This window comes from Azospirillum sp. P4_B5 (genome assembly GCF_056402275.1).
In genome coordinates, this window is the sequence record NZ_JBFUHT010000015.1 from 60,281 (window position 1) to 86,126 (window position 25,846).

The following is a 25,846-nucleotide window of genomic DNA, read 5'->3' on the forward strand; positions in this document are numbered from 1 at the left end:
CGATAAGAAACAACCCCGGAGAGAACGCCATGCTTCAGCACGCCGCCGACCTGATCGGGACCGAACACCGCCTGGGCGCCCACAATTACAAGCCGCTGGACGTCGTGCTGGCGCGCGGCGAGGGCGTGTATGTCTGGGACACCGAGGGCAACCGCTACCTCGACTGCCTGTCGGCCTATTCCGCCGTCAACCAGGGCCATTGCCACCCGAAGATTTTGGAAGCGATGGTGCAACAGGCGTCCAAGCTGACCCTGACCTCGCGCGCCTTCCGCAACGACCAGCTGGCGCCGTTCTACGAGGAGCTGGCGGCGCTGACCGGCTCCCACAAGATCCTGCCGATGAACAGCGGGGCGGAGGCGGTGGAGTCGGCGATCAAGACGGTGCGCAAATGGGGTTACGAGGTGCGCGGCGTGCCGGAGAACCAGGCGGAGATCATCGTTTGCTCCGACAATTTTCACGGCCGCACCATCACCATCGTCAGCTTCAGCACCGACCCGGACGCCCGCGGCGGCTTCGGCCCCTTCACGCCGGGCTTCCGCACCGTGCCCTTCGGCGACGCGGCGGCGCTGGAGGCGGCGCTGACCCCCAACACGGTAGCCGTCCTGCTGGAGCCGATCCAGGGCGAGGCCGGGGTGGTCATCCCGCCCGCCGGCTATCTGCGCCGGGTGCGCGACCTGTGCACGGAGCGCAACGTCGTGATGATCCTGGACGAGATCCAGACCGGGCTTGGCCGCACCGGCAAACTGCTGGCCGAGGAGCATGAGGGGGTGGAGGCCGATGTCACCCTGATCGGCAAGGCGCTGTCCGGCGGCTTCTACCCGGTGTCGGCGGTGCTGTCGAACTCCGAGGTGCTGGGCGTGCTGAAGCCCGGCCAGCACGGCAGCACCTTCGGCGGCAACCCGCTGGCCTGCGCCGTCGCCCGCGCCGCCATGCGGGTGCTGGTGGAGGAGGGCATGATCGACAACGCCGCCGCCCAGGGCGCCTATTTTCTGGAGCGGCTCGGCGCCATCCGCAGCAATGTGATCCGCGAGACGCGCGGGCGCGGCCTGATGCTGGCGGTGGAGCTTCACCCGGAGGCGGGCGGGGCGCGCCGCTATTGCGAGGCGCTGCGGGCGCGCGGTGTGCTGGCGAAGGACACCCACGACCACACCATCCGCATCGCCCCGCCGCTGGTCATCACCCGCGAGCAGGTCGATTGGGCGCTGGAGCAGTTCGACGCCGTGCTGACGGGAACCGCCCTTCCGTAAAGGGCCGGGGTCATCGCTCGGCTTTTAACCCTCTCCCCTCCGGGGAGAGGGTGGCCCGGAGGGCCGGTGAGGGGGTTGCGCTTGTGCCGGACGTGGCGCCACGCGCAACCCCCTCACCCAAACCCTCTCCCCAGAGGGGAGAGGGAACGTCAAACGCGACAGCCCGGCGCAAAAGGCGCTTGCGGCCCGCCCCGGCCTTCGCCACGGTGGGGCGGGCTTCTCATTCATCCGGCAGCGATCCGCCATGCACAGCGCCATCATCGACCTCCCGTCCGCCACCCCCGGCACCCGGCGGACCCTGACCGTCCAGCGCTTCGGCACGGCGGGCGCGCGGCCCTGCGCCTACATCCAGGCGTCGCTGCACGCCGACGAGATCCCGGCGATGCTGGTGGCCGACAAGCTGCGCCGCATCCTGACCGCGCTGGAGGCCGAGGGGCGGATCGCCGGCGAGGTGATCCTCGTCCCCGTCGCCAACCCGGTGGGGCTGGGCCAGTCGCTGATGGACCATCATCTGGGCCGCTTCGACCAGGACGACGGCAAGAACTTCAACCGCGACTACCCCCACCTGACCGAGGCGGTGGCCGAGCGCGTGGCCGACCGCCTGACCGACGACGGCGAGGCCAACAAGGCCGCCATCCGCGCCGCCCTGGCCGACGCCCTGGCCGAGCGCACCCCGCGCACCGAGACGGAGCACATGAAGCACCGTCTTCTGGGCCTCGCGCTCCAGGCCGATTGGGTGCTGGACCTGCATTGCGACCTGGAAGCGGTGATGCACCTCTACACCCTGACGCCCTCGGCGGAGGCCTTCGCCCCGTTGCAGCGGCTTCTCGGCGCGCAGGCGGTCTTCCTGGCCGAGGAATCCGGCGGCGACCCCTTTGACGAGGCGGTCAGCCGCCCCTGGAACGAGCTTGCCAAGCGCTTCCCCGACCGCCCGATCCCCTTCGGCTGCCATTCGGTGACCGTGGAACTGCGCGGGCAGGCCGACGTGGAGCACGCCCAGGGCGAAGCGGACGCCCGGGCCATCGCCGGCTTCCTCACCCACGCCGGCGTCCTGTCCGGCGAGCCGCCGGCCCTGCCGGAGCCGCTGTGCGCCCCGACCCCGCTGGAATCCTCCGAACCGCTGACCGCCCCGGTGGGCGGCGTGGTGGTCTTCCATCACAAGGCGGGCGACCGCGTGGCGGCCGGCGCCGTGGTCGCCGACATCCTCGACCCGCTGACCGGCGCGCTGACTCCGGTGCGCAGCGAGTCGGCGGGCGTGCTCTACGCCCACAGCGCGACCCGCTTCACCCTGGCGGGCAAGCGGATCGCCAAGGTGGCGGGGACGACGCTGCGGCGGACGGGGCCGTTGCTGAGCGCGTGAGTCGTCATCGCTTTCTGAGTTTCTACGAGATTTGACTTCAACGTGGCGGCGTTGAATACGCTCACAAGACCGGGATCTATTACGGTGCCGATCCAGATTTGATCTTATCAAGAAGTTTTTCGTTTTCCTTCATGTGTTCGTTCACATCCGCCTGCGCCAGCATCGAGATAGCCGAATCAAAATTTTCTGATTTGAACCCAAGCTCGTTTAACCGTCGACCCGCCTCACGTTCTTCGTCGCTTTGTACATAGCGTTCGTCGCCAGCATTCATGAAGTATGGCGTATCAAGATTTCCAAATGATTTCTTGGCGGATTCAAAGGAATCGAGATCTTTATTGTTGCCAAAGAATTCTTTTTGCATTTGCTTCATGGCATTGAGTTCTTCGTTGCCAGACATGCCGCTGTTCTTGACTGCGGAACGGCGCGCCGATGCGCGAGAAAGCTCGTCGAACGAAATGTCGAGTGATCCGGATGATTGAGCGCCGGCTTGACCCGAAAGGGATGCAACGGCTTTGGATGCCTCGCCCCAGAATGTGGTCGCACGCTGTTGCTTCAACTGGCTGGTTAAAGCAAGTCCTACTTCCTGCGCACTCATCGCTCCGGTTGCAACCAGACTGCCAAGCTTTGTTCGGTCCTCGGTGGATAATTGCGAAAATACTTTAAGTGAATCTCCCTTCAATTCAGAAGCAAGAGGGCTAAGAGAAACAGAATCTCTTTGGGGGTTTTCTTGGCTGACAGCCTGAGCGCCCGCGTTTTTTGCTGCTGCGGTGCCTGAGGGGGGCAATGCCGTGGTTGTCCTTGCCGTAGCGGCGGTTCCTGATAAATCCGAGATAATCACCTTCTCCTCCTTCGTCCGTATGCGTTATATGCGCCTGTTGTACAGACATTGCTTAGAAAACTAAGCATTAGGTATCTAAGAGATGCATCATCAATGCATATATTCGCGTAAATATGTTAATACACTCTTAATTTCGATTTCATCGAAATGCTTCGATTCCTAAGTAATTCATATGCATGAATAAAATTCCATTGTGGTCATGGCAATTCCATGAGATAGGTGTGACCGTATCGCTGTCTTAAACCAAAGAAACAAGGAGTGTGTATAATGGGGTATTACTCTCTCACGTCTACTCAGGTTAGCTGGACTGCGAGCAACCCAAGTGAGTCTTGGTCTATTTATGGTAATAATCTCGACAACTATATTGTTGGCGGGAATCTTGACGATTACATCGACGGTGGCGACGGTAACGATTACCTTGATGGCAATCCGGGTAATGACATGCTCAATGGCGGTGCCGGCAATGACACACTGTTAGGCTGGACCGGCAATGACAACCTTCTCGGTGGCAGCGGAGATGACTGGCTCGAAGGGGAGGCTGGTAACGATACGCTCAATGGCGGTGCTTCGGGCTTTCGCGATGTCCTTGCCGGTGGCGATGGGAATGATGCGTACATTCACTATTATAACGATACTGGCCTTTCTTGGATTGTCGATGCCAGTGGAACAAGCGACAAGCTTGTGATCAATGATGTTTCTTCTATTTACGACCTTCGTTTTGCTTTGGATTCAAGCAATTCGAACAACTTGGTTATATATACGGATGCTGACGCGGCCAATGGTATCAGCGACGGCGTGGTGATCCAGGGTTATTTCAATGGCGCTGGGCATGGATCCGGAGAAGTCGAATATATTCAGGTGGGCAGTTATACGACATCCCTCTGGGGCTATCTTGGCCTGCCATAATACATTGAGAATAAAATGAAAAAATGAACTGGCGAATATGATTTTCGCCAGTTCATTTCATATAATGAATATTTTGAGATCATGTCTGTTCTAAACAGATTGTGGCTGGAAGCATTAGGCCATTTAAAGGTGAACCACCGCATCGCGCCCGAGCTGTACGGTTCTGCGGTTCGATAGGAGGTGGGCGCGGACGGCTTCGAAGATGCCCGCCTCGTAGAAATGCAGGTTCAGCACCAGATTCGCGTCGGTGGCGGAGCGATTGCGGAGCCCTCCGCAACAATGCCGGCGACAGACGGCCGTTGGCAGGCGCCCGCCCAGCGCGTCGAGAATCGCGCGGCGGATTTCGTGGCGGGGCTTCTCATGCTTGACGCACATACCAACCGGCCGGTATGGTTTCAGCCATGCCGAGACCTGCCAAACATCACCCCGAACGCGGCGATGCCCGCACCCGGCTTCTCGAAGCGGCGCGGGACGTCATCCGGGCCAAGGGCTTCGCAGCAACCTCCGTCGATGATCTCTGCAAGGTGGCGGGGGTCACCAAGGGCGCGTTCTTCCATCATTTCGAGACCAAGGAAGCGCTCGGCGTCGCCGCCGCCGCCTATTGGGCGGAAACCACCTCGGCCTTCTTCGCGAACGCGCCGTACCGGCGGCTTGAAGACCCGCTCGACCGGCTGTTCGGCTATGTCGAATTCCGCAAGGAGATCATCGACGGCGATCCCGCCGAATTCACCTGTCTCGTCGGGACCATGACGCAGGAGGTCTACGGGTCGCATCCGGCGATCCGCGACGCCTGCGCCGCCAGCATCTTCGGCCACGCGGCGACGCTCGAACCGGACATCGCGGCGGCCATGGCGGCGCGCGGGATCGAGGCCGACTGGACCCCGGCGAGCCTTGCGCGGCACACCCAGGCCGTGCTCCAGGGCGCCTTCATCCTCGCCAAGGCGACGGGCGGGCGGGACGAGGCGCTGGACAGCGTCGATCACCTGAAACGCTACCTCACGCTGCTCTTTTCACAGCCCCGTTCGAAAGGGAATCCCCATGACGGATGTTGAGCGCGACCTCGTTCTGACCCGCAGCCTCGACGCGCCGCGCGGCGCGCTGTGGCGCTGCTGGACCGAACCCGAGCTGCTGAAACAGTGGTTCTGCCCCAAGCCCTGGTTCGTGTCCGAGGCACGGATGGACCTGCGGCCGGGCGGCGAGTTCTTCACGTTGATGAACGGCCCGAACGGCGAATCCTTCGGCGAGCCCGGCGTCTTCCTCGACGTGGAGGAGGGGCGGCGTCTGGTTTTCACCGACGCCTTCCGCCCCGGCTGGCGGCCGTCGGGCCGGGCCTTCATGACCGCCGACGTGCGGTTCGAGGACGCGGGCGACGGCCAGACCCTCTACACCGCGCGCGCCATGCACTGGAGCGTCGAGGCGCGCGACGAGCACGAGAAAATGGGCTTTCACGAAGGCTGGGGCAAAGCGACCGACCAGCTCGAAGCCCTCGCCAAGACGCTCTGACTCAAAACACTCTTACCGGGAGGAAACGAAACCATGGAACCGACGATCTACCTGTTCTTCAACGGGACCTGCCTGGAGGCGATGACCCACTACGCCGAGACCCTCGGCGGCGAGGTCGTCTATGTGTTCCGCAACGGCGACGCCCCGGATGCGGACAGCCGGATGCCCGGCGGCGATCACCTTGTGATGAACATGATGGTGAAGCTGGGGACGACCACGGTGATGGCGTCCGACTCGCCGGACAGCATGTACAGCAAGCCCCAGGGATTCCGGGTGCAGATCGCCCCGCCGTCGCTCGCCGAGTTCGACCGCATCTTCGCGGTGCTGGCGAAGGACGCCCGGTCCGTGGAGATGCCGCCGGGCGAGACCTTCTGGGCCGAGCGCTTCGCCATGGTCACCGACCGCTTCGGCACGCCCTGGATGCTGAACCACACCGGCGCGAAATGCCCGGACGCGGCGGCGTCCTGACGGGCTGGGCCGCAACTTCAAACAAACAAGGGGAGGAAGGACATGGCTTACATCGACGGGTTCGTCATCGCGGTTCCGACGGCCAACAAGCAGGCCTTCATCGACCACGCGAACAAGGCCGACAGCGTGTTCAAGGAGCTTGGCGCGACGCGCGTCCTCGAATGCTGGGGCGACGATGTGCCCAACGGCAAGCTCACTGATTTCCGCCGGGCGGTGCAGGCGACGGAGGACGAGACGGTCGTCTTCTCCTGGATCGAATGGCCGGACAAGGCGACGCGGGACGCCGCCATGAAGCGGATGGAAGAGCTGATGAAGACCGACGAGCGGTTCAGCCCGGAGACGAACCCGATGCCCTTCGATGGGAAACGGCTGATCTTCGGCGGCTTCGCGCCGGTCGTGGAGCTGTGAGCGATCCCGGCCGACTCGGAAGCTGACGTGTAATGCGAAGGCCCTTCCTTGCCGCGCCGGCAAGGAAGGGCCTCGTTCGCTCGGCAACCGCCTGGGCCGCGTCAGGCGGCGCGGATGCCGGCGAGGAAGGTTTCGACCTCGCGGCGCAGGGTTTCGGACTGGCGCGCCAACTCGTCGGACGCACCGAGCACCTGAGTCGCCGCCGCACCCGTCTGCGTCGCCCCCTGGTTGACCTGGAGGACGTTGTCGCTGACCTGCTGGGTGCCCTGGGCCGCCTGTTGGACGTTGCGGGTGATCTCGCCGGTCGTGGCGTTCTGCTCCTCGATGGCGGCGGCGATGGTCGCGGCGATCTCGTTGATGCTGGTGATGGTCTGCCCGATTCCCTCGATGGCGGTGACGGTGCCGCTCGTGGCCGACTGGACGCTGGCGATCTGCGTGGCGATCTCCTCCGTGGCCTTGCCCGTCTGGTTGGCGAGCGCCTTCACCTCGCTGGCGACGACGGCGAATCCCTTGCCGGCCTCGCCGGCCCTTGCGGCCTCGATGGTCGCGTTCAGCGCCAGAAGGTTGGTCTGGCTGGCGATGTCGCTGATCAGCTTCACCACCTCGCCGATGCGGTTGGTCGCGTCCGCCAGACCGCGCACCGTCACGCCGGTCTGCTGGGCCTCCTGCACGGCCCGCTCGGCGACCTCCGTGGACCGCGACACCTGACGGGCAATCTCCTGGGTGGAGGCGGCCATTTCCTCCGTCGCCGCGGCGACCGTCTGCACGTTGGCGGACGTCTGTTCCGCCGCGGCGGCCGACGAGCCGGCCTGCTGGTTGGTCTGGTGGGCCAGATCGACCATGCTTCCGGCCGTCCGGCTGAGTTCGGTGGAAGCCGACGCCACACTGCCCAGGACATTCGACACCGTCCGGTCGAAGCCCTCGATCAGGCGCTCGACCTCCATGGTGCGCTTTTCCTTGGCGATCCGCTCGGCTTCCTGCTCGGCGGCCAAGCGTTCGCGTTCGATCATGCTCTCCTTGAAGACCTGGACGGCCGAAGCCATGGCGCCGATCTCGTCCTTCCGTTCGACGGAGGGGATCGCGACGGTCCTGTCGCCGCCGGCCAGACGCCGCATCGCCTCGGTCATCGCGGCGATCGGGGCGGACACGCCGCGGATCATCGTCAGCGCTCCGACCAGGCAGACGAGCGTGCCGAGGATGAAAGCCGCGATCAGAAGCATGCGGGCGGTGCCGTATATGGCGTCGCCTTGCCGGCTGGCCTCCGCCGATCCCTGGGCGTTGATGCCGATCAACTCGATCAGATTGCCGGACGCCGTGTCGAACAGCGTTCGCGACGCATTCCGGAGGATATCCGCCGCCTTGTCCGTGTCCTTGTTGCGGGACAGTTCGATGACCTGGCTGCCGAGGGTGAGATAGCGATCCCAGTTCTGGCCGAACTGCTCGTAGACGCGGCGCTCCTCGGGGGAGGAAATGAACGTTTCATACTTGGCGCGGCCGTTCTGCACCGTCGCCTTCATGGCCGCGAGGTTCCGCTCGATCGTGGCCATCTCCTCGGCGCTGGCGGCCAGGATGTGCGACACTTCCAGGATGCGGTAATCGGAGGTGTTGGTGTTCAGCGTGCCCAAAAGCACCGCGCTCGGCATCCAATTCTCCTCACTCTCCGTCGTGAGATCGTTCACGGCCGAGAGGCGGTTGATGGACAGGAGGTTGGAACCGATCATCGCCACCGCCAGAATGAAGAAAACAATCGCAACTTTTGATTTTATGGTCAACTTGGACAACATTCCAATCCCTTCCGTCGGTTCCAATTTTATGAAGAGGTGTCTTTCAGAGCGGCGCTCATCCTCCCATGCCATGAGAGCTAAAGCGGGCGAGTTAATAAAAATCAAAAGAGGTGGGATTAAATTTGAAAAATCACCGCTCATATTTTTGCAATTCTCGATAATTGTTCTCTGAATTCTTGTCTCAATAGAGAATCGATGAGCGCGCGGCGTCTTCGTAAAAACACAAACAGGAAATACAATCAAAAAGGGCTTTCTCCTGAGGATCTGATCGCGGAGGTGTTGCGCTGGGAGATAAACCTTCCTTTGGCGGAAGGAAGGGGGCCAAGGACGTCCGCTTCCCTCATGGGCCGGTTGTGCATGCCCATTCAAAAGTCGGGGATGCCGAGGTCCGCAGCGGCGCCGCACATCACTTCCACCGCATCCCGCCCCCTCATGCACCGCAACCCCGCCTCGGCCAGCGCCTCCCGCCGCGCACCGTCGGCGACCAGCGCGCAGGCCGCCTCGACCAACCCGTCGTAGGGGGCGAAGGCCATGGCGCCCAGCAGGTCGGGGTCGATTTCGGTGTCGGGGTGGCGCTCGGCCAGCACCGCCTTGCGGTTCGACAGCAGGTGCGAGACGCGGACGATCTCGAAGATGCCCGCCTCGTAGTAATGCAGGTTCAGCACCAGCTTCGCGTCGGCGACGAAGCGGTCGCGCAGCGCCCCGTAATAATGCTGGAGGCTGACCACGGTCAGGCCGCGCTCGCCCAGCGCGTCGAGGATGGCGCGGCGGCGCGGGTTCACGGCGCCGTAGAACAGCACGTCGATGCCGGGCGAGGGGCTGTTCGGGATACGGGTCATCTCGTCGGCATGCCCGATTGGGACGAGGCGCGCCCGGATGCCCTGTCGGGCCAGATCGGCGATGTTGCGCGGGCTGTAGTCCCACACACGGCAGCGGCGCAGCAGGTCCAGATAATGGGCGTTGCGGGGGTGGAGCGTGGCGATCTGCTCCAGATTGTAGAGGATGGTGCCGCTGGGCAACCGGTCGCCTTCCTCCGGCGTCAGATCGTGCCCGCCCAGGACGATGGCGCGGCGTCGCCGGCCGACGCGGTTCCACACGATCTCCGCGTCGATGCCCAGGCGACGCAGCGCAAAACGCAGGGTTTCCGCGACCTCGGCGAAGACGCTGGCCCCGGCGTCGGCCAGCCCGTTCTTCTTGATGATGACGATGTCGATCCCGCCGGCCATGCGCCCGTCCCTCCGCCCCGCGGGCTCATCCTAAAGCGTGGGCGGGCGGGCGCACAAAAAGAAACCCTCCTCCCCATGTGGGAAGGAGGGCGTGCAGTCAGGGGACTTCATTGAAAAATCGGGACTGAAAAATCAGGTCGCGGCTTCAGGCCGACACCAGCTCCTCCAGGGAGCGCTCGATGATGTCCAGGCCCTCGTCCACCAGCGCGTCCGACGCGGTCAGCGGAACCAGGATGCGGATCACGTTGCCGTAGGTGCCGCAGGACAGCAGGACGAGGCCCTTCTCCGCCGCCTTGGCGACCAGCGCCTTGGTCAGCTCCGGCGCCGGCTCCTTGGTGCCGCGGTCCTTCACCAGCTCCATGGCGATCATGCCGCCCAGGTTGCGCACGTCGCCGATCACCGACAGCGTGTTGCGCTGGGCCATGGTGCGGAAGCGGCCGGCGATGCGCTCGCCCAGGTCGTTGGAGCGCTGGATCAGCTTCTCCTCCTCGATGACGTCCAGCACGGCCAACGCCGCGGTGGTCGCCAGCGGGCTGCCGGCGTAGGTGCCGCCGATGCCGCCGGGGATCGGGGCGTCCATGATCTCTGCCTTGCCGGTGACCGCCGACAGCGGGAAACCGCCGGCCAGGCTCTTCGCCATGGTCATCAGGTCGGGCTCGACGCCGGAATGCTCGATGGCGAACATCTTGCCGGTGCGGGCGAAGCCGGTCTGGATCTCGTCGATGATCAGCAGGATGCCGTTGTCGTCGCAGATCTTGCGCAGGGCCTGCAGGAACTCCGGCGGGGCGATGTTGAAGCCGCCCTCACCCTGCACCGGCTCTACGATGATCGCGGCGACGCGGGTGGCGTCCACGTCCGATTTGAACAGCTGCTCCAGCGCCGTCAGGCTGTCCTTGACGCTGACCCCGCGGTAGGCGTTGGGGAAGGGCGCGTGGTAGACCTCGGCCGGGAAGGGACCGAAGCCGACCTTGTAGGGCACGACCTTGCCGGTCAGCGCCATCGCCAGCAGCGTGCGGCCGTGGAAGGCGCCGGAGAAGGCGATCACGCCCGGACGGCCGGTGTGGGCGCGGGCGATCTTCACCGCGTTCTCGACGGCTTCGGCACCCGTGGTGAAGAAGGCGGTCTTCTTTGGCGTGGAGCCCGGAACCAGCGCGTTCAACCGCTCCGCCAGGGTCACGAAGGACTCATACGGCGTGACCATCGCGCAGGTGTGGGTGAAGCGGTCGAGCTGGGCCTTCACCGCCTCGATGATCTTCGGATGGCGGTGGCCGGTGTTCAGCACCGCGATGCCGCCCGCGAAGTCGATGAAGCGGTTGCCCTCGACGTCCCACAGCTCGGCGTTCTCGGCGCGGTCGACATAGACCGGCATGGCGTTGGCGAGGCCGCGCGGAACGGCGACGTTGCGACGATCCTGGAAGGACTGGTTGCTCATCTCAAACCCCCGATTGGAAAGGATGGCGTCAGGCGCCCAGGCCGACGCACAGGTACTTGATCTCCAGGAAGTCCTCCACACCGTACTTGGAGCCTTCCCGCCCGATGCCCGACTGCTTGATGCCGCCGAACGGCGCGACTTCGGTCGACAGGATGCCTTCGTTGATGCCGACCATGCCGTATTCCAGCCGCTCGGCCACGCGCCACACCCGGCCGATGTCCCGGCTGTAGAAATAGGCCGCCAGACCGAACTCGGTATCGTTCGCCATGCGGATGGCGTCGGCCTCCGTCTCGAACTTGAACAGCGGGGCCACCGGGCCGAAGATTTCCTCACGGGCCACGCGCATCTCGGTGGTGACGCCGGTCAGGATCGTCGGCTCGAAGAAGGTGCCTCCCAAGCCATGGCGCTTGCCGCCGAGAGCGACCGTGGCGCCCTTGGCCAGCGCGTCGCCCATCAGCTCCTCGACCTTCTCGACGGCCTGGCTGTTGATCATCGGGCCCTGGGTGACCCCGGCCTCCATGCCGTTGCCGACGCGGATCTGCTTCACCGCCTCGGCCAGCTTGGCGGCGAAGGCGTCGTAGACGCCGGCCTGGACCAGCAGGCGGTTCGCGCAGACGCAGGTCTGGCCGGAGTTGCGGTACTTGGACGCCAAGGCACCCTTGACCGCCTCGTCCAGGTCGGCGTCGTCGAACACGATGAAGGGCGCGTTGCCGCCCAGCTCCAGCGACACCTTCTTCACCGTGTCGGCGGACTGGCGCATCAGGATCTTGCCGACCTCGGTCGAGCCGGTGAAGGACAGCTTGCGCACGATCGGGCTGGCGGTCAGCTCGCCGCCGATGGCGACCGGGTCGGACCCGGTGACGATGTTAAACACCCCGGCCGGAACGCCCGCGCGCTCGGCCAGCTCGGCCAGCGCCAGGGCGGACAGCGGGGTGTCCTCCGCCGGCTTGACCACGATGGTGCAGCCGGCGGCCAGCGCCGGGCCGACCTTGCGGGTGATCATCGCGTTGGGGAAGTTCCACGGGGTGATCGCCGCGACGACGCCGATCGGCTCCTTCAGGACGACGATGCGCTTGTTGCCGGCGAAGCTGGGGATCACGTCGCCGTAGACCCGCTTGCCCTCCTCGGCGAACCACTCGATGAAGCTGGCGCCGTAGGCGACCTCGCCGCGGGCCTCGGCCAGCGGCTTGCCCTGCTCCAGCGTCATCAGGACGGCCAGATCCTCCTGCGCCGCCATGATCAGCTCGAACCAGCGGCGCAGGATGGCCGCGCGCTCCTTCGCCGTCTTGGCGCGCCAAGCGGGCAGGGCGGCGTCGGCGGCGTTGATGGCCTGCCGCGTCTCTTCCGCGCCGACGTCGGCGACCCGGGCCAGTTCCTCGCCCGTCGCCGGGTTGGTGACCGCGAAGGTCTTGCCGGAGAAGGCGTCGCGCCACGCGCCGTTCACATAGGCTTGCGTCCGAAGAAGGCTCTGGTCGTTCAGCGACAGCATGGGAATCAGCCTCGATTTGCGATGTGACGGGAGCGTACCCATGTTTAATAAATTAAACAACCCTAATCGGGTGTTGAGTTTTTGATGACGCACACACGCGAATCCGGTATGCCTTCCGGTCAGGAGCGAGGAACCGATCCATGGATGTGGACGCTGTCGATTTCAACGTGGGCGCGCGCCTGAAGCAGGTTCGGGAAGCGAACGCCCTGTCCCAGCGCCAGTTGGCGCAACGGGCGGGCGTGACCAACGGCACCATCTCGCTGATCGAACAGAACCGGTGCAGCCCGTCCGTCTCCTCGCTGCGCAAGGTGCTCCAGGGCATTCCGATGACCCTGGCGGAGTTCTTCTCCTCGGACGACCTGCCGCCGCGCGAGCAGATCTTCTTCAAGGGCGGCGATCTGGTCGAACTGACCGGATTGGTGAAGAGCCGGGTCGGCTCGATCTCCTTCCGGCAGGTCGGCGACCTGCGCGGCCGCAACCTCCAGGTGCTGCACGAGAAGTACGCCCCCGGCGCCGACACCGGCGGTCGCACCATGCTCCAGCACGAATCGGAGGAGGGCGGCGTCATCATCAAGGGCCGGATCGAGCTGACGGTCGGCGACCGCAAGGAGATCCTCGGTCCCGGCGACGCCTATCTGTTCGACAGCCGCATTCCGCACCGCTTCCGCAACCTCGGCGACGAGGAATGCGAAATCATCAGCGCCTGCACCCCGCCGTACCTGTGACATCACTCCACCGGATTTGAGGAAAGGCCGGGCCGCCCATCGGGGCCGCCCGGCTTTCTCGTGTCAGCGCAGGTTGCCCTTCAGCCGCTCGTTGCGGCGGCGCAGCGCCTCCAGCGTGGCGAGCAGGATGACCGAGATGGTCGTCAGGATCACCGCCGCCGCCGTGATGGTCGGGCTGATGTTCTCGCGGATGCCGCTGAACATCTCGCGGGGCAGGGTGCGCTGTTCCGGTCCCGCCATGAACAGCACCACCACCACCTCGTCGAAGCTGGTGGCGAAGGCGAACAGGGCGCCCGAGGCCAGACCCGGCAGGATCAGCGGCAGGATGACCCGGCGGAAGGCGTAGATCGGCGAGGCGCCGAGCGAGGCGGCGGCCCGCGCCAGATTCATGTCGAAGCTCTGCAGCGTCGCGCTGACGGTGATGACCACGAAGGGTGTCGCAAGCGCCGTGTGCGCCAGGATCAGCCCGGCGTAGCTGCCGGTCAGGCCCAGCGGCGCGAAGAAGAAGTACAGGCCGACCGCGGTGATGACGCCCGGCACGACCACCGGCGACAGCACGATTGCGAGCACCAGCGGCTTGAACTTGCTCTTCCACTGGGCGAGGCCGAGCGAGGCGAGCGTGCCCAGCACCATCGACAGGATGGTCGAGGCCACCCCGATGATGACGCTGTTCTTCAACGCCATCACCCAGCGCGGGGAGTTCAGGAAATCCTCGTACCAGCGCAGCGAGAAACCCGGCAGCGGGTAGGTCAGGTAGGAGCCGGAGCTGAAGGACAGCGGCATGATCGCCAGGATCGGCGCCATCAGGAAGACCAGCACCAGCGAGGCGACGACCACGGTGGTGATCCAGGCGACGCGCTGGCTTGTGGTGCGGGGGGAATGGTTCTGGCTCAATTCTTCATCCCTCCCGTGACCTGCTGGCCGTGGACCAGCTTTCCATAGACGACGGCCAGCAGCAGCGTGGCGAGCAGAAGCACCGCGCCCAGCGCCGAGGCCAGACCCCAGTTGACGGTTTCCGTCGTGTAGAAGGCGATGAAGTAGCTGATCATCTGGTCGGCGGCGCCGCCCACCAGGGCCGGCGTGATGTAGTAGCCGATGGCCAGGATGAAGACGAGCAGGCTGCCCGCCCCGATGCCGGGCACGGTCTGCGGCAGGTAGATGCGCAGGAAGGCGGTGACCGGCGAGGCGCCCAGCGACGCCGCGGCCCGCATGTAGGCTGGCGAGATCGACCGCATGCTGCTGTAGAGCGGCAGGATCATAAAGGGCAGCAGGACATGCGTCATCGCCACATAGACGCCGAAGCGGTTGTAGATCAGCCGCAGCGGCTCGTCGATCAGGCCGATCCAGCGCAGGCTGTCGTTGACGATGCCCTCGCTCTGCAGCACGACGATCCAGGCGCAGGTGCGCACCAGAAGCGAGGTCCAGAAGGGCAGCAGCACGAAGATCATCAGCACGTTCGACTGGCCCGTGGGCAGCGTCGCCAGCATGTAGGCGACCGGGAAGCCCAGGATCAGGCAGAGGACCGTCACGCCCAAGCTGATGGTGAAGGTGCGCCCGAAGACGTCGCGGTAGATCGCCTGCTCCTCGGGAGCGGCGACGATGGCGCCGTCCAGGTTGCGCGTCAGGTCCAGCGCGCCCAGCAGGTAGAAGCTGGTGAGCGGCCCGCTGGCGCCCTTGATCGCCACCCAGGTGGCGCGTTCGCCCCAGGCCGGGTTGATGCCGATCAGGGTGTCCTTGGCGGTGCCCGGTTCTGGCAGGGTCTTCAGATTGCGCGCCGTTCCCGACATGATGGTGCGGAAGCCGTTCAGCGCGTAGTTCAGCCGCTTGGACGCGATGGCGATGGTGCCGGCGTCGCGGGCCGTGCGGATGTCGCCCGCCAGCGCGGCGAAGGTCGGTTCGCCCGGAACGTCCTTGCCGTCCCAGTCGGCCAGGGCCGCGACGGTGTGGGGCAGGACCTGACGCACCTCCCAGTCGTCGACCGACCGCCAGAGCATGCCGGCGATGGGACCGAGGAAGGTGAACAGCAGGAAGAGGAGGAGCGGCAGGATCAGCACCAGGGCCTTGAGCCGGCGCGTCCGCTCCGCCCGCTTCAGGCGGCGCTTGAGAGGCACCTCGGGCGACGCATCGGCGCCGGCGACGAACGCGGCTGTCATGGGCGGCCTATTTCGAAAATGCGGTAGAGACGTGTGCGGGGTGGTCGAGGTGGGCCCCCACCCTAACCCTCCCCCGCTCACGCAGGGGAGGGGACCAATCTCCGTCCCCTGCGAAGCGGGGGAGGGCCGGGGTGGGGGCCCGTCGCAACCACTCAAAGACGAGAGCGGCTTACTTCGCCGCCCACTTGTTGAAGCGCTCGGTCAGGCGGTCGATGTTCTCCAGCCAGAAGGGAACGCTGATCTCGACGGCGTTCTTCATGTTCTCCGGCGCGGTCGGCAGGTCCTTCAGGACGGCGGGCGCCAGCTTGGACGGGGCGTCCTTGTTGGAGGTGCCGTAGGCGATGTTCTCGGACAGCTTGGCCTGGTTCTCCGCCTTGCCGGCGAAGTCGAGGAACTTGTAGGCGGCTTCCTTGTTCGGGCTGCCCTTCAGGATCACCCAGCTGTCGATGGTGTAGAGCGCGCCGTTCCACACCATGCCGAAGTTCTTCTTCTCGGCCTTGTTGGCGGCGTCGATGCGGCCGTTGTAGACCGAGGTCATCGCCACCTCGCCCGAGGCGAGGAGCTGCGGCGGCTGGGCGCCGGCCTTCCACCAGACGATGTCGTTCTTGATGGTGTCCAGCTTCTTGAAGGCGCGCTCCAGGCCCTCTTCGGTGCCCAGAACCTTGTAGACGTCCTTCGGGGCCACGCCGTCGGCCATCAGGGCGATCTCAAGGGTGGTCTTGGCGCCCTGGCGCAGGCCGCGCTTGCCCGGATACTTGGTGGTGTCGAAGAAGTCGGCCCAGCTCTTCGGCGCGTCCTTCAGCTTGTCCTTGTCGTAGCCGAGAACGAAGTCGTACACGATCGCGCCGACGCCGCAGGCATCGACCGTCTGCGGCAGGTAGGCCTGCTCGCCGCCGATCCTGTTGAACTCCATCGTCTCGAACAGGCCCTCTTCACAACCGACGGCCAGTTCCTCGCTTTCAACCTGCACGACGTCCCAGGTCGCCGCACCGCCCTGGACCTTGGCGCGCAGCACGCCGATGCCGCCGTCCCAGGACTCGTCGTTCATCGGGGTGCCGGCCTTCTTGAACGGCTCGAAAAACACCTTTTTCTGGGCTTCCTGATAGGCGCCGCCCCAGGACACGACCGTCAGGTCGCGGGCCTGCGCGGCGGTGGCCAGCGCCACACCGGCGGTGAACGTCGCAAGGAACCCAACTGCCACCTTAAGCTTCGACATCGTCCCCGTTCCTTCATTATGCGTGGTTGCGTCAGGAGGTGTTGCACGCCCCCGGTCCCCCCTCCCGGAGAGACCGGACGGACGGGTGCGGCCGATCACACGGGATCGAGCGCCCGGCAGTCCTCGGGGCGGAAGCCGATGGACACGCTCTGGCCGTGGCTGAGGCCCGCGTGGGCGCCCGGCGGCAGCTTGACCATGAATTCCCCGTTGCCGGCGACCTTCAGCACGGCCAGCGCGTGGTCGCCAAGATAGATGGTGTCCTGGACATGGGCGGGCAGGGCGTTCATGCCGTCCGGGGCCTGCCCGTCGGTCAGGATGCTGATGCGCTCCGGCCGGACCGACAGCGCGGTGGCGGCCCCGGCACCGGCGACGTTGACCGCCTGGGCCACGACCGAACCGCCCGACGCCAGCGCCACCCGGCAGAAGCCCTGTTCGATATTCTCGACGGTGCCGCTCAGCACGTTGTTCTCGCCGATGAAGTTGGCGACGAAGCTGTTGACCGGGCGTTCGTACAGCGCGTCCGGCTTGTCGATCTGCTGCACGATGCCGTCGTTGAACACCGCGATGCGGTCCGACATGGTCAGCGCCTCGCTCTGGTCGTGGGTGACGTAGACGACGGTGATGCCCATCGTCTCGTGCAACTGCTTGATTTCGAGCTGCATGTGCTCGCGCAGCCGCTTGTCCAGCGCGCCCAGCGGCTCGTCCATCAGGACGAGCTGCGGGTTGAAGACCAGCGCGCGGGCGAGCGCCACGCGCTGCTGCTGGCCGCCCGACAGCTGGCCGGGATGGCGGTGCGCCAGAGTCTCCAGCTTGATCATGCGCAGCGCCGACCGCACCCGCTCCTTCACCTCGGACCGCGGCATCTTGCGCACGGTCAGCGGGAAGGCGACGTTCTCCTCGATCGTCAGGTGGGGGAACAGCGCGTAGTTCTGGAAGACCATGCCGATGTCGCGCTTGTGCGGCGGCATGTTCTTGATCGGCCGGTCGGCGAGATAGATATCGCCGTGGGTGGGGACCTCGAAGCCGGCCAGCATCATCAGCGTGGTCGTCTTGCCCGAGCCCGAAGGGCCGAGCAGGGTGACGAACTCGCCCTTCTTGATGTCGAGGTCGAGGTTCTTCACCACGAGGTGTTCGCCGTCATAGGTCTTCTGGACCCCGACGAAGCGCACCAGTGCCTGTGCGGTCGTGACCATGCCGCCGTCCATCATCCTCCCCCCGTCCGAGGTGTCCCGAGCGCGGTCCGGGGTCAGGGTTGCGTTCCCGACACAGGACCTATGCAATGGGCCAGACGGTATACCCGTTTAATAAATTCGACAAGCCCGATGCTCGCATTGTGATCAATTCAACGGTTCGGCATTGGCGTGACGAAATTTTGTGCATCTGCGAAGGCTGTGCACGCGGTTTGAACGGGAGTTTGCTCCTTCCTTGACCGCTTGAAAACCCAGACTTTGGGAGGTTTGGGGTCCGGAGCGGCGATTTTTCCCGAGTCGCCGCTCACGCGCCGGGGATGGGCGGAACAAAAGGAACGATCCGCTCCACGAGGCCGGTGAATTTTTTCACCAGGGGCGAACTTTCGTTGCTGCGTTGGGCCAGCTGCAGGGTGGTGACGGCGTCCGGCGTGTCGAGCGGCCGGTACACCACCCCTTCCAAGGCCACCTGCCGAAGCTGGCCGGGCAGAATCGACACGCCCAGCCCGGCGGCGATCAGCCCGATGATGGTGAAGGCCTCGCGCGCGTCCTGGGTGACGTTGGGACGGAATCCGGCGGCGGCGCACAGCGCGAAGACCTGCTCGTGCGTGCTGGTGCCGAAATCGGCGGGGTAGAAGACGAAAGGCTCGTCGCGCAGGGCGGCCAGCGGCACGACCTCCCGCCCGGCCAGCGGATGGTCGGCGCGCATCACCGCCAGCAGCGGCTCGCGCACCACGTCGTGGAAGCGGAAGGATTCGGGCTCGGGGACGAAGCGCGGCTCGCGGATGAAGCCGACGTCGAGCCGGCGGTCGGCCAGCGCCGTCAACTGCTGCTTGGACGGCAGCTCGACCAGGGTCAGATGCACGTCGGGGTGGGCACGGCGGTAGGCGTCGATGATCCGCGGCACCATCGGCAGGAAGGGGGCCGCCGCGGTGAAGCCGACGCGCAGCTCGCCGACCTCGCCTTTGGCGGCGCGGCGGGTCAGCACGGCGGCGCGCTCCGCCCGCGCCAGGATCTCGCGCGCCTCGCCGAGAAGGAGTTGGCCGGGCTCGGTCAACTCGACCCGGCGCTTGGTGCGCTCGAACAGGCGGGCGCCCAGCTCGGCCTCCAGCGCCTGGATCGACTGGCTGAGCGGCGGCTGCCCGATGCCCAGCCGGGCGGCGGCGCGGCTGAAATGCAGCTCCTCGGCGACGGCGACGAAATGGCGGAGATGGCGCAGATCCATGCCAGTGTCTTATATGAGGATCATATTAAAGTCCCCTGATAAATGTATTTGAACCATGAAAGCGACCGCGCCATGTTGGGGCGCATCGGACCTAGGGAGATTTCAAACATGGCCGCCAAGACCGGAGCCGCCTCCGCCAAGCTCGCTTCCTTCGCCTGGGAAGACCCGCTGCTTCTCGACGAGCAGCTGACCGAGGACGAGCGGATGATCCGCGACGCCGCGCGCAGCTATTGCCAGGACAAGCTGCTGCCGCGCGTGACCGAGGCCAACCGGCACGAGATCTTCCACCGCGAGATCATGAACGAGATGGGCGAGCTGGGCTTCCTCGGCTCGACGATCGACGGCTACGGCTGCGCCGGGGTCAACTACGTCTCCTACGGTCTGGTCGCCCGCGAGGTCGAGCGGGTGGACAGCGGCTACCGCTCCGCCATGTCGGTGCAGTCCTCGCTGGTCATGCACCCGATCTACGCCTACGGCAGCGAGGCCCAGCGCGAGAAGTACCTGCCCAAGCTCGCCACCGGCGAATGGATCGGCTGCTTCGGCCTGACCGAGCCGGACGCCGGGTCCGACCCCGCCGGCATGAAGACCCGCGCGAAGAAGGTCGCGGACGGCTACATCGTCAGCGGCGCGAAGATGTGGATCACCAACTCGCCGGTCGCCGACGTCTTCGTCGTCTGGGCGAAGAACGACGAGGGCAAGATCAACGGTTTCGTGCTCGAAAAGGGCATGAAGGGCCTGTCGGCGCCGAAGATCGAGGGCAAGTTCTCGCTCCGCGCTTCGGCCACCGGCGAGATCGTCATGGACGAGGTCTTCGTGCCGGAGGAGAATCGCCTCCCGAACATCGAGGGCATCGTCGGTCCCTTCGGCTGCCTGAACCGCGCCCGCTACGGCATCGCCTGGGGCGCCATGGGGGCCGCGGAGTTCTGCTTCCACGCCGCCCGCCAGTACCAGATCGACCGCAAGCAGTTCGGCCGCCCGCTGGCCGCGAACCAGATCCCGCAGCTCAAGCTCGCCAACATGCAGACGGAGATCGCGCTCGGCCTGCAGGCCGCGCTTCAGGTCGGTCGTCTGCTCGACGAGGGCAAGGCGGCGCCGGAGATGATCTCGCTCATCAAGCGCAACAACTGCGGCAAGGCCCTGGACATCGCCCGCGTCGCCCGTGACATGCACGGCGGCAACGGCATCGCCGACGAGTTCCACGTCATCCGCCACGTGATGAACCTGGAGGCGGTGAACACCTACGAAGGCACCCACGACATCCACGCCCTGATCCTGGGTCGTGCCATCACCGGCATCCAGGCCTTCGCGTGAGGTGAGTAAAAAGCCTTCTCCCCTCTGGGGAGAWGGTTGGATGAGGGGGCGGCCGAAGGCCGGACACGCGCTGCAATGAGGCTGCGTGGACGCCCTGGCGGGCGCCCCCTCACCCTGACCCTCTCCCCAGGGGGGAGAGGGGATTTCAGATTTCGTGAAGGACCCCACCATGCCCGGCCCGCTTTCCCATGTCCGTGTCCTGGAACTCTCCCGCGTGCTCGCCGGGCCGTGGGCGGCGCAGACGCTGGCCGATCTCGGCGCGGACGTCATCAAGGTCGAACGGCCCGGCGCCGGGGACGACACGCGCGCCTGGGGTCCCCCCTGGGCCGGGGAGGAGTCGGCCTATTTCCTCTCCACCAACCGCGGCAAGCGGTCGATCACCATCGACTTCGAGCGCCCGGAAGGCCAGGAGCTGGTGCGCAAGCTGGCCGCCCAGGCCGACGTCGTCATCGAGAACTTCAAGGTCGGCGGGCTGGTCAAGTACGGGCTGGACTATGACAGCCTGAAGGCGATCAACCCCGGCCTCGTCTACTGCTCGATCACCGGATTCGGACAGGACGGCCCCTACGCCAAGCGCGCCGGCTACGACTTCATGATCCAGGGCATGGGCGGGCTGATGAGCATCACCGGCCAGCCCGACGCCGAGGCGGGCGGCGGACCGGTCAAGGTCGGCGTCGCGGTCACCGACGTCTTCACCGGCCTCTACGCCACCATCGGCGTGCTGGGCGCGCTGGCCCACCGCGACCGGACAGGGGAGGGGCAGTGGGTGAACCTCGCCCTGCTCGACGTGCAGGTGGCGGTGCTGGCGAACCAAGCCATGAACTGTCTGGTCGGCGGCAAGGCGCCGCAGCGGCTGGGCAACGCCCACCCGAACATCGTTCCCTATCAGGCCTTCGCCACGCTGGACGGCCACATCATCCTGGCGGTCGGCAACGACGGGCAGTTCACCAAGTTCTGTCAGGTCGCCGGACGTCCGGAACTGGCGCAGGACCCGCGCTACGCCACCAACCCGGCCCGCGTCGCCAACCGCAAGGAGCTGGTGCCGATCCTGGAGTTGCTGCTGGAGCAGCGGACCAGCCGCGACTGGCTGTCGGCGCTGGAGGCGGTGGGCGTGCCCTGCGGGCCGATCAACGACGTGTCGCAGGTCTTCGCCGACCCCCATGTCCAGGCCCGCAACATTCACCAGGACCTGCCGCACCCGACCGCCGGGACGGTGCCGACGGTGGCGAGCCCGATCCGCTACTCCGCGACCCCCATCGAGCACACGGTGGCCCCGCCGACGCTCGGCCAGCACACCGACGCGGTGCTGGAAGAGGCGCTGGGCCTATGCGCGGCGGACATCGCGGCCCTGCGGGAGAAGGGCGTGGTCTGAACCGCGCACACCCGTCATTTTGCCTCTCCGATCCCATCCCTTCTCCTGCCGTGCGCGGGGGGAGGGATTTTTTGCGTGAACCGAGATGATCGCCTCCAGCACCCCATCCTCCGCCGCCACCGACACCCGCCTGGGCATCCTTCTGATGCTGCTGGGCATGTCGCTGTTCACCGTCAACGACGCGCTTGGCAAATGGCTGGTCGCCGACTATCCGGTGGCGATGCTGCTGGCCATCCGCAGCCTGTTCGGCGCGATGCTGCTGGCCCCGCTGATCCTGCGCGAGGGGGTGCGCTCGGTCTTCGCGGTGAAGCGGCTGCCGTTGCATCTTCTGCGCGTCGGCTGCGTGGCGGGGGAGGTCGCCTGCTTCTACTGGGCGGTGCGGTCGCTGCCGCTCGCCAACGTCATGACCATCTACATGGCCGCCCCGCTGATCGTCACCGCCCTGTCGGTGCCGCTGCTCGGCGAGAAGGTGGGCTGGCGCCGCTGGGCGGCGGTGGTGGTCGGCTTTGCCGGGGTGGTGATCGTGCTGAACCCGACGGGCCAGTTCGACGCGGTGCCGTCGCTGGTCGCCCTGTTCGGCACGCTGGTCTTCTCCACCGGCCTGATCTCCACCCGGCTGCTGCGCGATTCGAGCAACCTGTCGCTGGTCAGCTTCCAGACCTTCGGCACCGGCCTGCTCGGCAGTGCGGCGCTGCCGCTGGTGTGGGTGCCGCCGCCGGGGCTGGACTTCCTGCTGCTGGGCGCCTTGGGCGTCACGGCGCTGGCCGGGCACGCGGCGATGAACCGCTCGCTCCAGCTCAGCCCGGCGGCGGTCGTGGTGCCGTTCCAGTATGTGTCGATCATCTGGGCGGTGGTGCTGGACCTGCTGGTCTGGGGCACGGCCCCGACCCTGCGCATCATCGTGGGGGCGCTGCTCATCATCGGCAGCGGCCTGTTCGTCTTCCACCGCGAGCAGGCGCTGAACCGCGGCGCGGCGGCGGAGGCCAACGCCAGCGGCGGGCCCGGCGCTTAAGAAAAGGGCGCCTAAAAAGGGAAGAAGCGCGGCTCCAGCCGGACGGCGACGGCCTCCACCGGGCTCCAGCCGAGGCGGGCGATCACCGCGTTCGACTCCACCGCACGGCGGCCCGGTCCCAGCGACCATGTGACGTGGTAGGTGCCGCCGCCGGGCCGGTTGGTCGTTCCGGCGATGGCGACGACGAGCGCCTGCACGCCCTCGCCATCGTCGGTCAGCCCGAGGACCGTTCCTTCACGCTCCGTGGGAAGCGGATGGCCCGCCCCGACGCCGAAGGCCAGCGTGACGTGATGGGCGACAGTGCGGGCGTAGCGCGCCGGGAACCGCGCCAGCAGGCGAGGGCGCTCCGCCTCCGGCAGCGCCCAGCCGACATAGCCTCCGCGACGCGTCATGCGATCTCCCCGGTACCCTCAGCGGCGCCCACCCCTCAGGATGTCGTCCATGATCTGGTTGGCCTCCGCCGGTCCGGCAATCAGTTCGATCATGCGGATGGCGGTGTACCCGGTCCGCGCGTCGCCGATCCCGTCCGCCAGCGACTGCCGCGCCGTGCCAGTCAGCGAGGCGGTGGCCTGCTGGGTCACGCTCTTCAGCTCGCCGCGCAGGCCCAGCGTGTCGGCGATGGTCGAGCATTTGCGCAGGGCGCGGGCTTGGTTCTCCGCCTGCACCATCCGCGCGGTGTCGGTGCCGGGAACCAGGGTCTCCACCGTGGAGAGGATCTCGGTCTCCGCCCCGTCGAGCACCTGGGTGCGCACCAGCTCGTGCACGGAGTTCCGGATGATCTTCAGCCGCTGGTCGAAGTCCTTGTTGCGGCTGTGCTCCATGGCGTTGCGCGTGGCCTCCAGGCTGGCCACCAGATCGACCGCGAGGGTGGCGGCGGCCATGCGGTCCACCGTGCCGCCGGCCGCGGCGGAGGCTCCGCGCGACCGTTCCTCGATCTGCGCCACCACCGTGCCGCTGAGGTCCAGGAACAGGGCGGCGCGGTCGCTGGACTTCTGGCCCAGATCCATGTCCCACAGGTTGCCCAACAAAATCGACGGGTCGGACAGGCGGGCCGCGGCCAGCAGGATGAACAGCTTCAGCGCTTCCGGCCGTCCGCGCGCGACCAGCCGCCCGATGGCCTGGATGCCGTCCAGATGGTCCTTGTGCAGCTTCTGGATCGGCTTGGGTGACAGGACGGCCTTCAGTTCGGCCACCGGCTGGGCGATGGTCAGGATGCGGGCGATGTCCTCGATGGTGCGGAGGCGGTCGGGATTCAGCCGCAGCCCCAGTTCGTCCGCGAAGCGCCCCGTTTCCGTCTGCTCCAGAATGTCGGCCACGGCGGCGGAGGCCATGGACCAGAAGGCGCGGGCCGGCTCCGCCCGCGATGCGCCGTCGCCCAGCGCGCCGGCGACGCCGCGCAGCCGCTCCTTGCCGATCCGTCCTTCCACCAGCGGCCACAGGGCGTTGACGGCGTCGCGATCCACCTTGTTCAGCGGAGCCGGCTGGTTGCCGGTGGGAAGCTGGAACAGGTCCTCGAACGGTTCGCAGAACAGCCGCTTGAAGGTCGCGCGCCGCCGGGGCCGCACCTCCGCCAGACGGGGGCGGATCAGCGAGAAGGTGTGCCGGACCTCCGGATGGTCGCCGATCTGCTGCAACAGGTCGACCACCTGCCGGAACCGGGCCTCGTCGATGTCCAGCAGCTTGGTGCCGAGGCTGAGAAGGGCCTTGGGGTCCGTGGTCATGGTCAGGCCGCCTTCCCCTTGATCGCCTCGATCCGCATCACGAGGTCCGTGTCGAGCTGGCCGCTGCGCCAATCCACATAGGCGCGCACCGTGCGGCGGTTCGCGGCCAGCAGCCCGTCGGCCAGAAGCGCGTGGTCGGACTTTTCCTCGTCCCTGGGCAGCAGGGGCAGGACGCGGAACAGCTCGTGCACGGCCATGTCCTGCTCGTGCTTGCTCCGGGTCTGGGCCTCCGCCCAGCTCGTGATGATGAAGTCCCAGCCGTCGAGCAGCCAGGACAGCCGGGTGGTCGCCTTCCGCACCAGCGTGCGCTTGGTGTCCCACTGGCGCAGCAGCAGTTCGAAGGCGGCGACGGACTGGTCGAGCTGGTTCACCACGTTGCGGACCTGGTTGAGCGTGTGCTCCGCCACCTCCGCGCAGAAGGTGCCGATGGGGGCGGCCTCCGACACGTTGCCGGTCGACCATTCGGTCATGCTGTCGCGGAACTGCAGCAGGTCGCGCGCCAGACGGCGCAACCGGGCCGGCCTGGGCGAGGTGGCGATGCCCACCGGCTCCATGAAGGTCGCCAGCTCGGCCACCCGCGCGTACAGCTCGGTCGGCTCCAAAGCGAGGCTCTGCGCCGCCTTGGTCATGTAGCTGCGGGTCAGCTGCTCGCCTTTTTCGGAGCCGAGCCCGGCGCGCAGGATGTCCGTCGATTCCAGACCGACCGCCTTCAGCACTTCGACGATGAGCTGGTAGTTGATGAGCAGCCGCTGCTCGTCCTCGTCGCGCAGCGCCGCCTCCGCCGCCTCCACGGCCAGTGGCCCGGCGAGGCCGCAGCGCGCCGCCTGGAGCACCGCCTTGCGGATGTCGTCCGGCGAGCAGCCGTCCGCCTTGCGGATCAGGTCCTGCAACATGCGGTCGTGGACCGTCATCGGGAAGGCGAGCGGCAACCCCTTCCACGGCACCACATAGACGCCGTGCCCTTCCGACAGGTTGGGGATCAGAACCTCCAGCTTGTCCCGGTCATCCTTGCGCACCCGTGTCTGCGCCAGAACCGGGGTGGTGAAGGCCACGGCGGCGCCGCGCTCCTCGAAGGTGGAGGGGGCAAAATTCGTAAGTGAACGCATGGTTCTCGGGTTGGGAGGGAAGTGGACGTCCGCGCGGTACCCACCCATAGCCTGATTCGCTCAATTTTTCGTTAAATCCGCACAAGATCGTCCTCTTCTCTGCCCTTTGGAGGTAAGGCGTCACACCGCCGGTCATTTGCCCGTTATTCAGCCACAG

Annotated in this window: 26 protein-coding genes; 12 read left to right on the forward strand and 14 right to left on the reverse strand. The window is 66.2% G+C overall.

From position 1 onward, the window contains the following. Positions 1 to 29 precede the first annotated feature (29 nt). Positions 30 to 1,247 (forward strand): ornithine--oxo-acid transaminase, encoded by a 1,218-nt coding sequence (gene rocD, locus AC1DVI_RS13955; RefSeq protein WP_476958473.1) that lies wholly within the window; start codon positions 30 to 32, stop codon positions 1,245 to 1,247. A gap of 244 nt (positions 1,248 to 1,491) precedes the next feature. Then, positions 1,492 to 2,607 carry a M14 family metallopeptidase gene (locus tag AC1DVI_RS13960; RefSeq protein ID WP_476958474.1) on the forward strand — a complete coding sequence of 372 codons (1,116 nt, stop codon included), beginning with the start codon at positions 1,492 to 1,494 and terminating at the stop codon, positions 2,605 to 2,607. Between the two features lie 79 nt (positions 2,608 to 2,686). Here AC1DVI_RS13960 and AC1DVI_RS13965 read toward each other — a convergent pair whose 3' ends face one another. Next, positions 2,687 to 3,445 carry a hypothetical protein gene (locus AC1DVI_RS13965; RefSeq protein ID WP_476958475.1) on the reverse strand — a complete coding sequence of 253 codons (759 nt, stop codon included), beginning with the start codon at positions 3,443 to 3,445 and terminating at the stop codon, positions 2,687 to 2,689. Between the two features lie 267 nt (positions 3,446 to 3,712). Here AC1DVI_RS13965 and AC1DVI_RS13970 point away from each other — a divergent pair, with 267 nt between their 5' ends. Continuing rightward, positions 3,713 to 4,351: a calcium-binding protein gene (locus AC1DVI_RS13970; RefSeq protein WP_476958476.1), complete on the forward strand. Its 639-nt coding sequence runs from the start codon at positions 3,713 to 3,715 to the stop codon at positions 4,349 to 4,351. Positions 4,352 to 4,474: 123 nt separating this feature from the next. Here AC1DVI_RS13970 and AC1DVI_RS13975 read toward each other — a convergent pair whose 3' ends face one another. Then, positions 4,475 to 4,726: a hypothetical protein gene (locus AC1DVI_RS13975; RefSeq protein WP_476958477.1), complete on the reverse strand. Its 252-nt coding sequence runs from the start codon at positions 4,724 to 4,726 to the stop codon at positions 4,475 to 4,477. A 26-nt stretch (positions 4,727 to 4,752) separates the two neighbouring features. On the opposite strand from AC1DVI_RS13975, the gene AC1DVI_RS13980 reads away from it, so the two are divergent. From AC1DVI_RS13980 to AC1DVI_RS13995, 4 genes are read left to right on the forward strand one after another with little or no spacing between them, the layout of a single operon-like run. Next, on the forward strand, positions 4,753 to 5,403 hold the full coding sequence (locus tag AC1DVI_RS13980) for a TetR/AcrR family transcriptional regulator (RefSeq protein WP_476958478.1): 651 nt from the start codon (positions 4,753 to 4,755) through the stop codon (positions 5,401 to 5,403). Then, positions 5,390 to 5,854, forward strand: a complete 465-nt coding sequence (locus AC1DVI_RS13985) for an SRPBCC family protein (RefSeq protein WP_476958479.1) — start codon at positions 5,390 to 5,392, stop codon at positions 5,852 to 5,854. The genes AC1DVI_RS13980 and AC1DVI_RS13985 overlap by 14 nt, the downstream gene beginning before the upstream one ends. 33 nt (positions 5,855 to 5,887) lie before the next feature. Further along, entirely contained in the window at positions 5,888 to 6,322 is a 435-nt protein-coding gene (locus AC1DVI_RS13990; RefSeq protein ID WP_476958480.1) for a VOC family protein, read from the forward strand. Between the two features lie 42 nt (positions 6,323 to 6,364). Then, the gene (locus AC1DVI_RS13995; protein ID WP_149166927.1) at positions 6,365 to 6,730 is read left to right on the forward strand and encodes a DUF1428 domain-containing protein; all 366 of its coding nucleotides are present in this window, start codon (positions 6,365 to 6,367) and stop codon (positions 6,728 to 6,730) included. Positions 6,731 to 6,831: 101 nt separating this feature from the next. Here the strand turns inward: AC1DVI_RS13995 and AC1DVI_RS14000 are convergent, their stop codons facing one another. Beyond that, positions 6,832 to 8,514: a methyl-accepting chemotaxis protein gene (locus AC1DVI_RS14000; protein WP_476958481.1), complete on the reverse strand. Its 1,683-nt coding sequence runs from the start codon at positions 8,512 to 8,514 to the stop codon at positions 6,832 to 6,834. Between AC1DVI_RS14000 and AC1DVI_RS14005 the strand changes: the two genes are divergently transcribed. Then, entirely contained in the window at positions 8,438 to 8,686 is a 249-nt protein-coding gene (locus tag AC1DVI_RS14005) for a hypothetical protein (RefSeq protein ID WP_476958503.1), read from the forward strand. The genes AC1DVI_RS14000 and AC1DVI_RS14005 overlap by 77 nt on opposite strands. A gap of 193 nt (positions 8,687 to 8,879) precedes the next feature. Here the strand turns inward: AC1DVI_RS14005 and AC1DVI_RS14010 are convergent, their stop codons facing one another. The 3 genes from AC1DVI_RS14010 to gabD all read right to left on the reverse strand — a co-directional run bounded on the left by AC1DVI_RS14010 (position 8,880) and on the right by gabD (position 12,661). Continuing rightward, on the reverse strand, positions 8,880 to 9,740 hold the full coding sequence (locus tag AC1DVI_RS14010; RefSeq protein WP_476958482.1) for a hypothetical protein: 861 nt from the start codon (positions 9,738 to 9,740) through the stop codon (positions 8,880 to 8,882). A 145-nt stretch (positions 9,741 to 9,885) separates the two neighbouring features. After that, positions 9,886 to 11,172: a 4-aminobutyrate--2-oxoglutarate transaminase gene (gabT, locus tag AC1DVI_RS14015; protein WP_476958483.1), complete on the reverse strand. Its 1,287-nt coding sequence runs from the start codon at positions 11,170 to 11,172 to the stop codon at positions 9,886 to 9,888. Between the two features lie 28 nt (positions 11,173 to 11,200). After that, entirely contained in the window at positions 11,201 to 12,661 is a 1,461-nt protein-coding gene (gabD, locus tag AC1DVI_RS14020) for an NADP-dependent succinate-semialdehyde dehydrogenase (protein WP_476958484.1), read from the reverse strand. Between the two features lie 140 nt (positions 12,662 to 12,801). On the opposite strand from gabD, the gene AC1DVI_RS14025 reads away from it, so the two are divergent. Continuing rightward, the gene (locus AC1DVI_RS14025) at positions 12,802 to 13,386 is read left to right on the forward strand and encodes a cupin domain-containing protein (protein WP_145628397.1); all 585 of its coding nucleotides are present in this window, start codon (positions 12,802 to 12,804) and stop codon (positions 13,384 to 13,386) included. A gap of 63 nt (positions 13,387 to 13,449) precedes the next feature. Here the strand turns inward: AC1DVI_RS14025 and AC1DVI_RS14030 are convergent, their stop codons facing one another. The 5 genes from AC1DVI_RS14030 to AC1DVI_RS14050 all read right to left on the reverse strand — a co-directional run bounded on the left by AC1DVI_RS14030 (position 13,450) and on the right by AC1DVI_RS14050 (position 19,167). After that, on the reverse strand, positions 13,450 to 14,280 hold the full coding sequence (locus AC1DVI_RS14030; protein ID WP_476958485.1) for an ABC transporter permease: 831 nt from the start codon (positions 14,278 to 14,280) through the stop codon (positions 13,450 to 13,452). Next, complete coding sequence (locus AC1DVI_RS14035) at positions 14,277 to 15,539, reverse strand: ABC transporter permease (protein WP_476958486.1); 1,263 nt, start codon at positions 15,537 to 15,539, stop codon at positions 14,277 to 14,279. Before AC1DVI_RS14035 ends, AC1DVI_RS14030 begins: the two co-directional genes overlap by 4 nt. 169 nt (positions 15,540 to 15,708) lie before the next feature. Further along, entirely contained in the window at positions 15,709 to 16,755 is a 1,047-nt protein-coding gene (locus AC1DVI_RS14040) for an ABC transporter substrate-binding protein (protein ID WP_476958487.1), read from the reverse strand. A gap of 95 nt (positions 16,756 to 16,850) precedes the next feature. Beyond that, positions 16,851 to 17,948 carry an ABC transporter ATP-binding protein gene (locus tag AC1DVI_RS14045; RefSeq protein ID WP_476958488.1) on the reverse strand — a complete coding sequence of 366 codons (1,098 nt, stop codon included), beginning with the start codon at positions 17,946 to 17,948 and terminating at the stop codon, positions 16,851 to 16,853. Positions 17,949 to 18,249: 301 nt separating this feature from the next. Beyond that, positions 18,250 to 19,167 carry a LysR substrate-binding domain-containing protein gene (locus AC1DVI_RS14050; RefSeq protein ID WP_094306919.1) on the reverse strand — a complete coding sequence of 306 codons (918 nt, stop codon included), beginning with the start codon at positions 19,165 to 19,167 and terminating at the stop codon, positions 18,250 to 18,252. 108 nt (positions 19,168 to 19,275) lie between these two features. Here AC1DVI_RS14050 and AC1DVI_RS14055 point away from each other — a divergent pair, with 108 nt between their 5' ends. The 3 genes from AC1DVI_RS14055 to AC1DVI_RS14065 all read left to right on the forward strand — a co-directional run bounded on the left by AC1DVI_RS14055 (position 19,276) and on the right by AC1DVI_RS14065 (position 22,862). Next, entirely contained in the window at positions 19,276 to 20,478 is a 1,203-nt protein-coding gene (locus tag AC1DVI_RS14055) for an acyl-CoA dehydrogenase (protein ID WP_145689930.1), read from the forward strand. A 169-nt stretch (positions 20,479 to 20,647) separates the two neighbouring features. Further along, on the forward strand, positions 20,648 to 21,850 hold the full coding sequence (locus AC1DVI_RS14060) for a CaiB/BaiF CoA transferase family protein (RefSeq protein WP_476958502.1): 1,203 nt from the start codon (positions 20,648 to 20,650) through the stop codon (positions 21,848 to 21,850). An 85-nt stretch (positions 21,851 to 21,935) separates the two neighbouring features. Continuing rightward, on the forward strand, positions 21,936 to 22,862 hold the full coding sequence (locus AC1DVI_RS14065; RefSeq protein WP_014198227.1) for a DMT family transporter: 927 nt from the start codon (positions 21,936 to 21,938) through the stop codon (positions 22,860 to 22,862). An 11-nt stretch (positions 22,863 to 22,873) separates the two neighbouring features. Here the strand turns inward: AC1DVI_RS14065 and AC1DVI_RS14070 are convergent, their stop codons facing one another. From AC1DVI_RS14070 to AC1DVI_RS14080, 3 genes are read right to left on the reverse strand one after another with little or no spacing between them, the layout of a single operon-like run. Continuing rightward, positions 22,874 to 23,254 (reverse strand): hypothetical protein, encoded by a 381-nt coding sequence (locus AC1DVI_RS14070; RefSeq protein WP_476958489.1) that lies wholly within the window; start codon positions 23,252 to 23,254, stop codon positions 22,874 to 22,876. A gap of 18 nt (positions 23,255 to 23,272) precedes the next feature. Beyond that, the gene (locus AC1DVI_RS14075; RefSeq protein ID WP_476958490.1) at positions 23,273 to 24,583 is read right to left on the reverse strand and encodes a hypothetical protein; all 1,311 of its coding nucleotides are present in this window, start codon (positions 24,581 to 24,583) and stop codon (positions 23,273 to 23,275) included. A gap of 2 nt (positions 24,584 to 24,585) precedes the next feature. Next, positions 24,586 to 25,689 carry a hypothetical protein gene (locus AC1DVI_RS14080; protein WP_476958491.1) on the reverse strand — a complete coding sequence of 368 codons (1,104 nt, stop codon included), beginning with the start codon at positions 25,687 to 25,689 and terminating at the stop codon, positions 24,586 to 24,588. Positions 25,690 to 25,846: the final 157 nt, after the last annotated feature.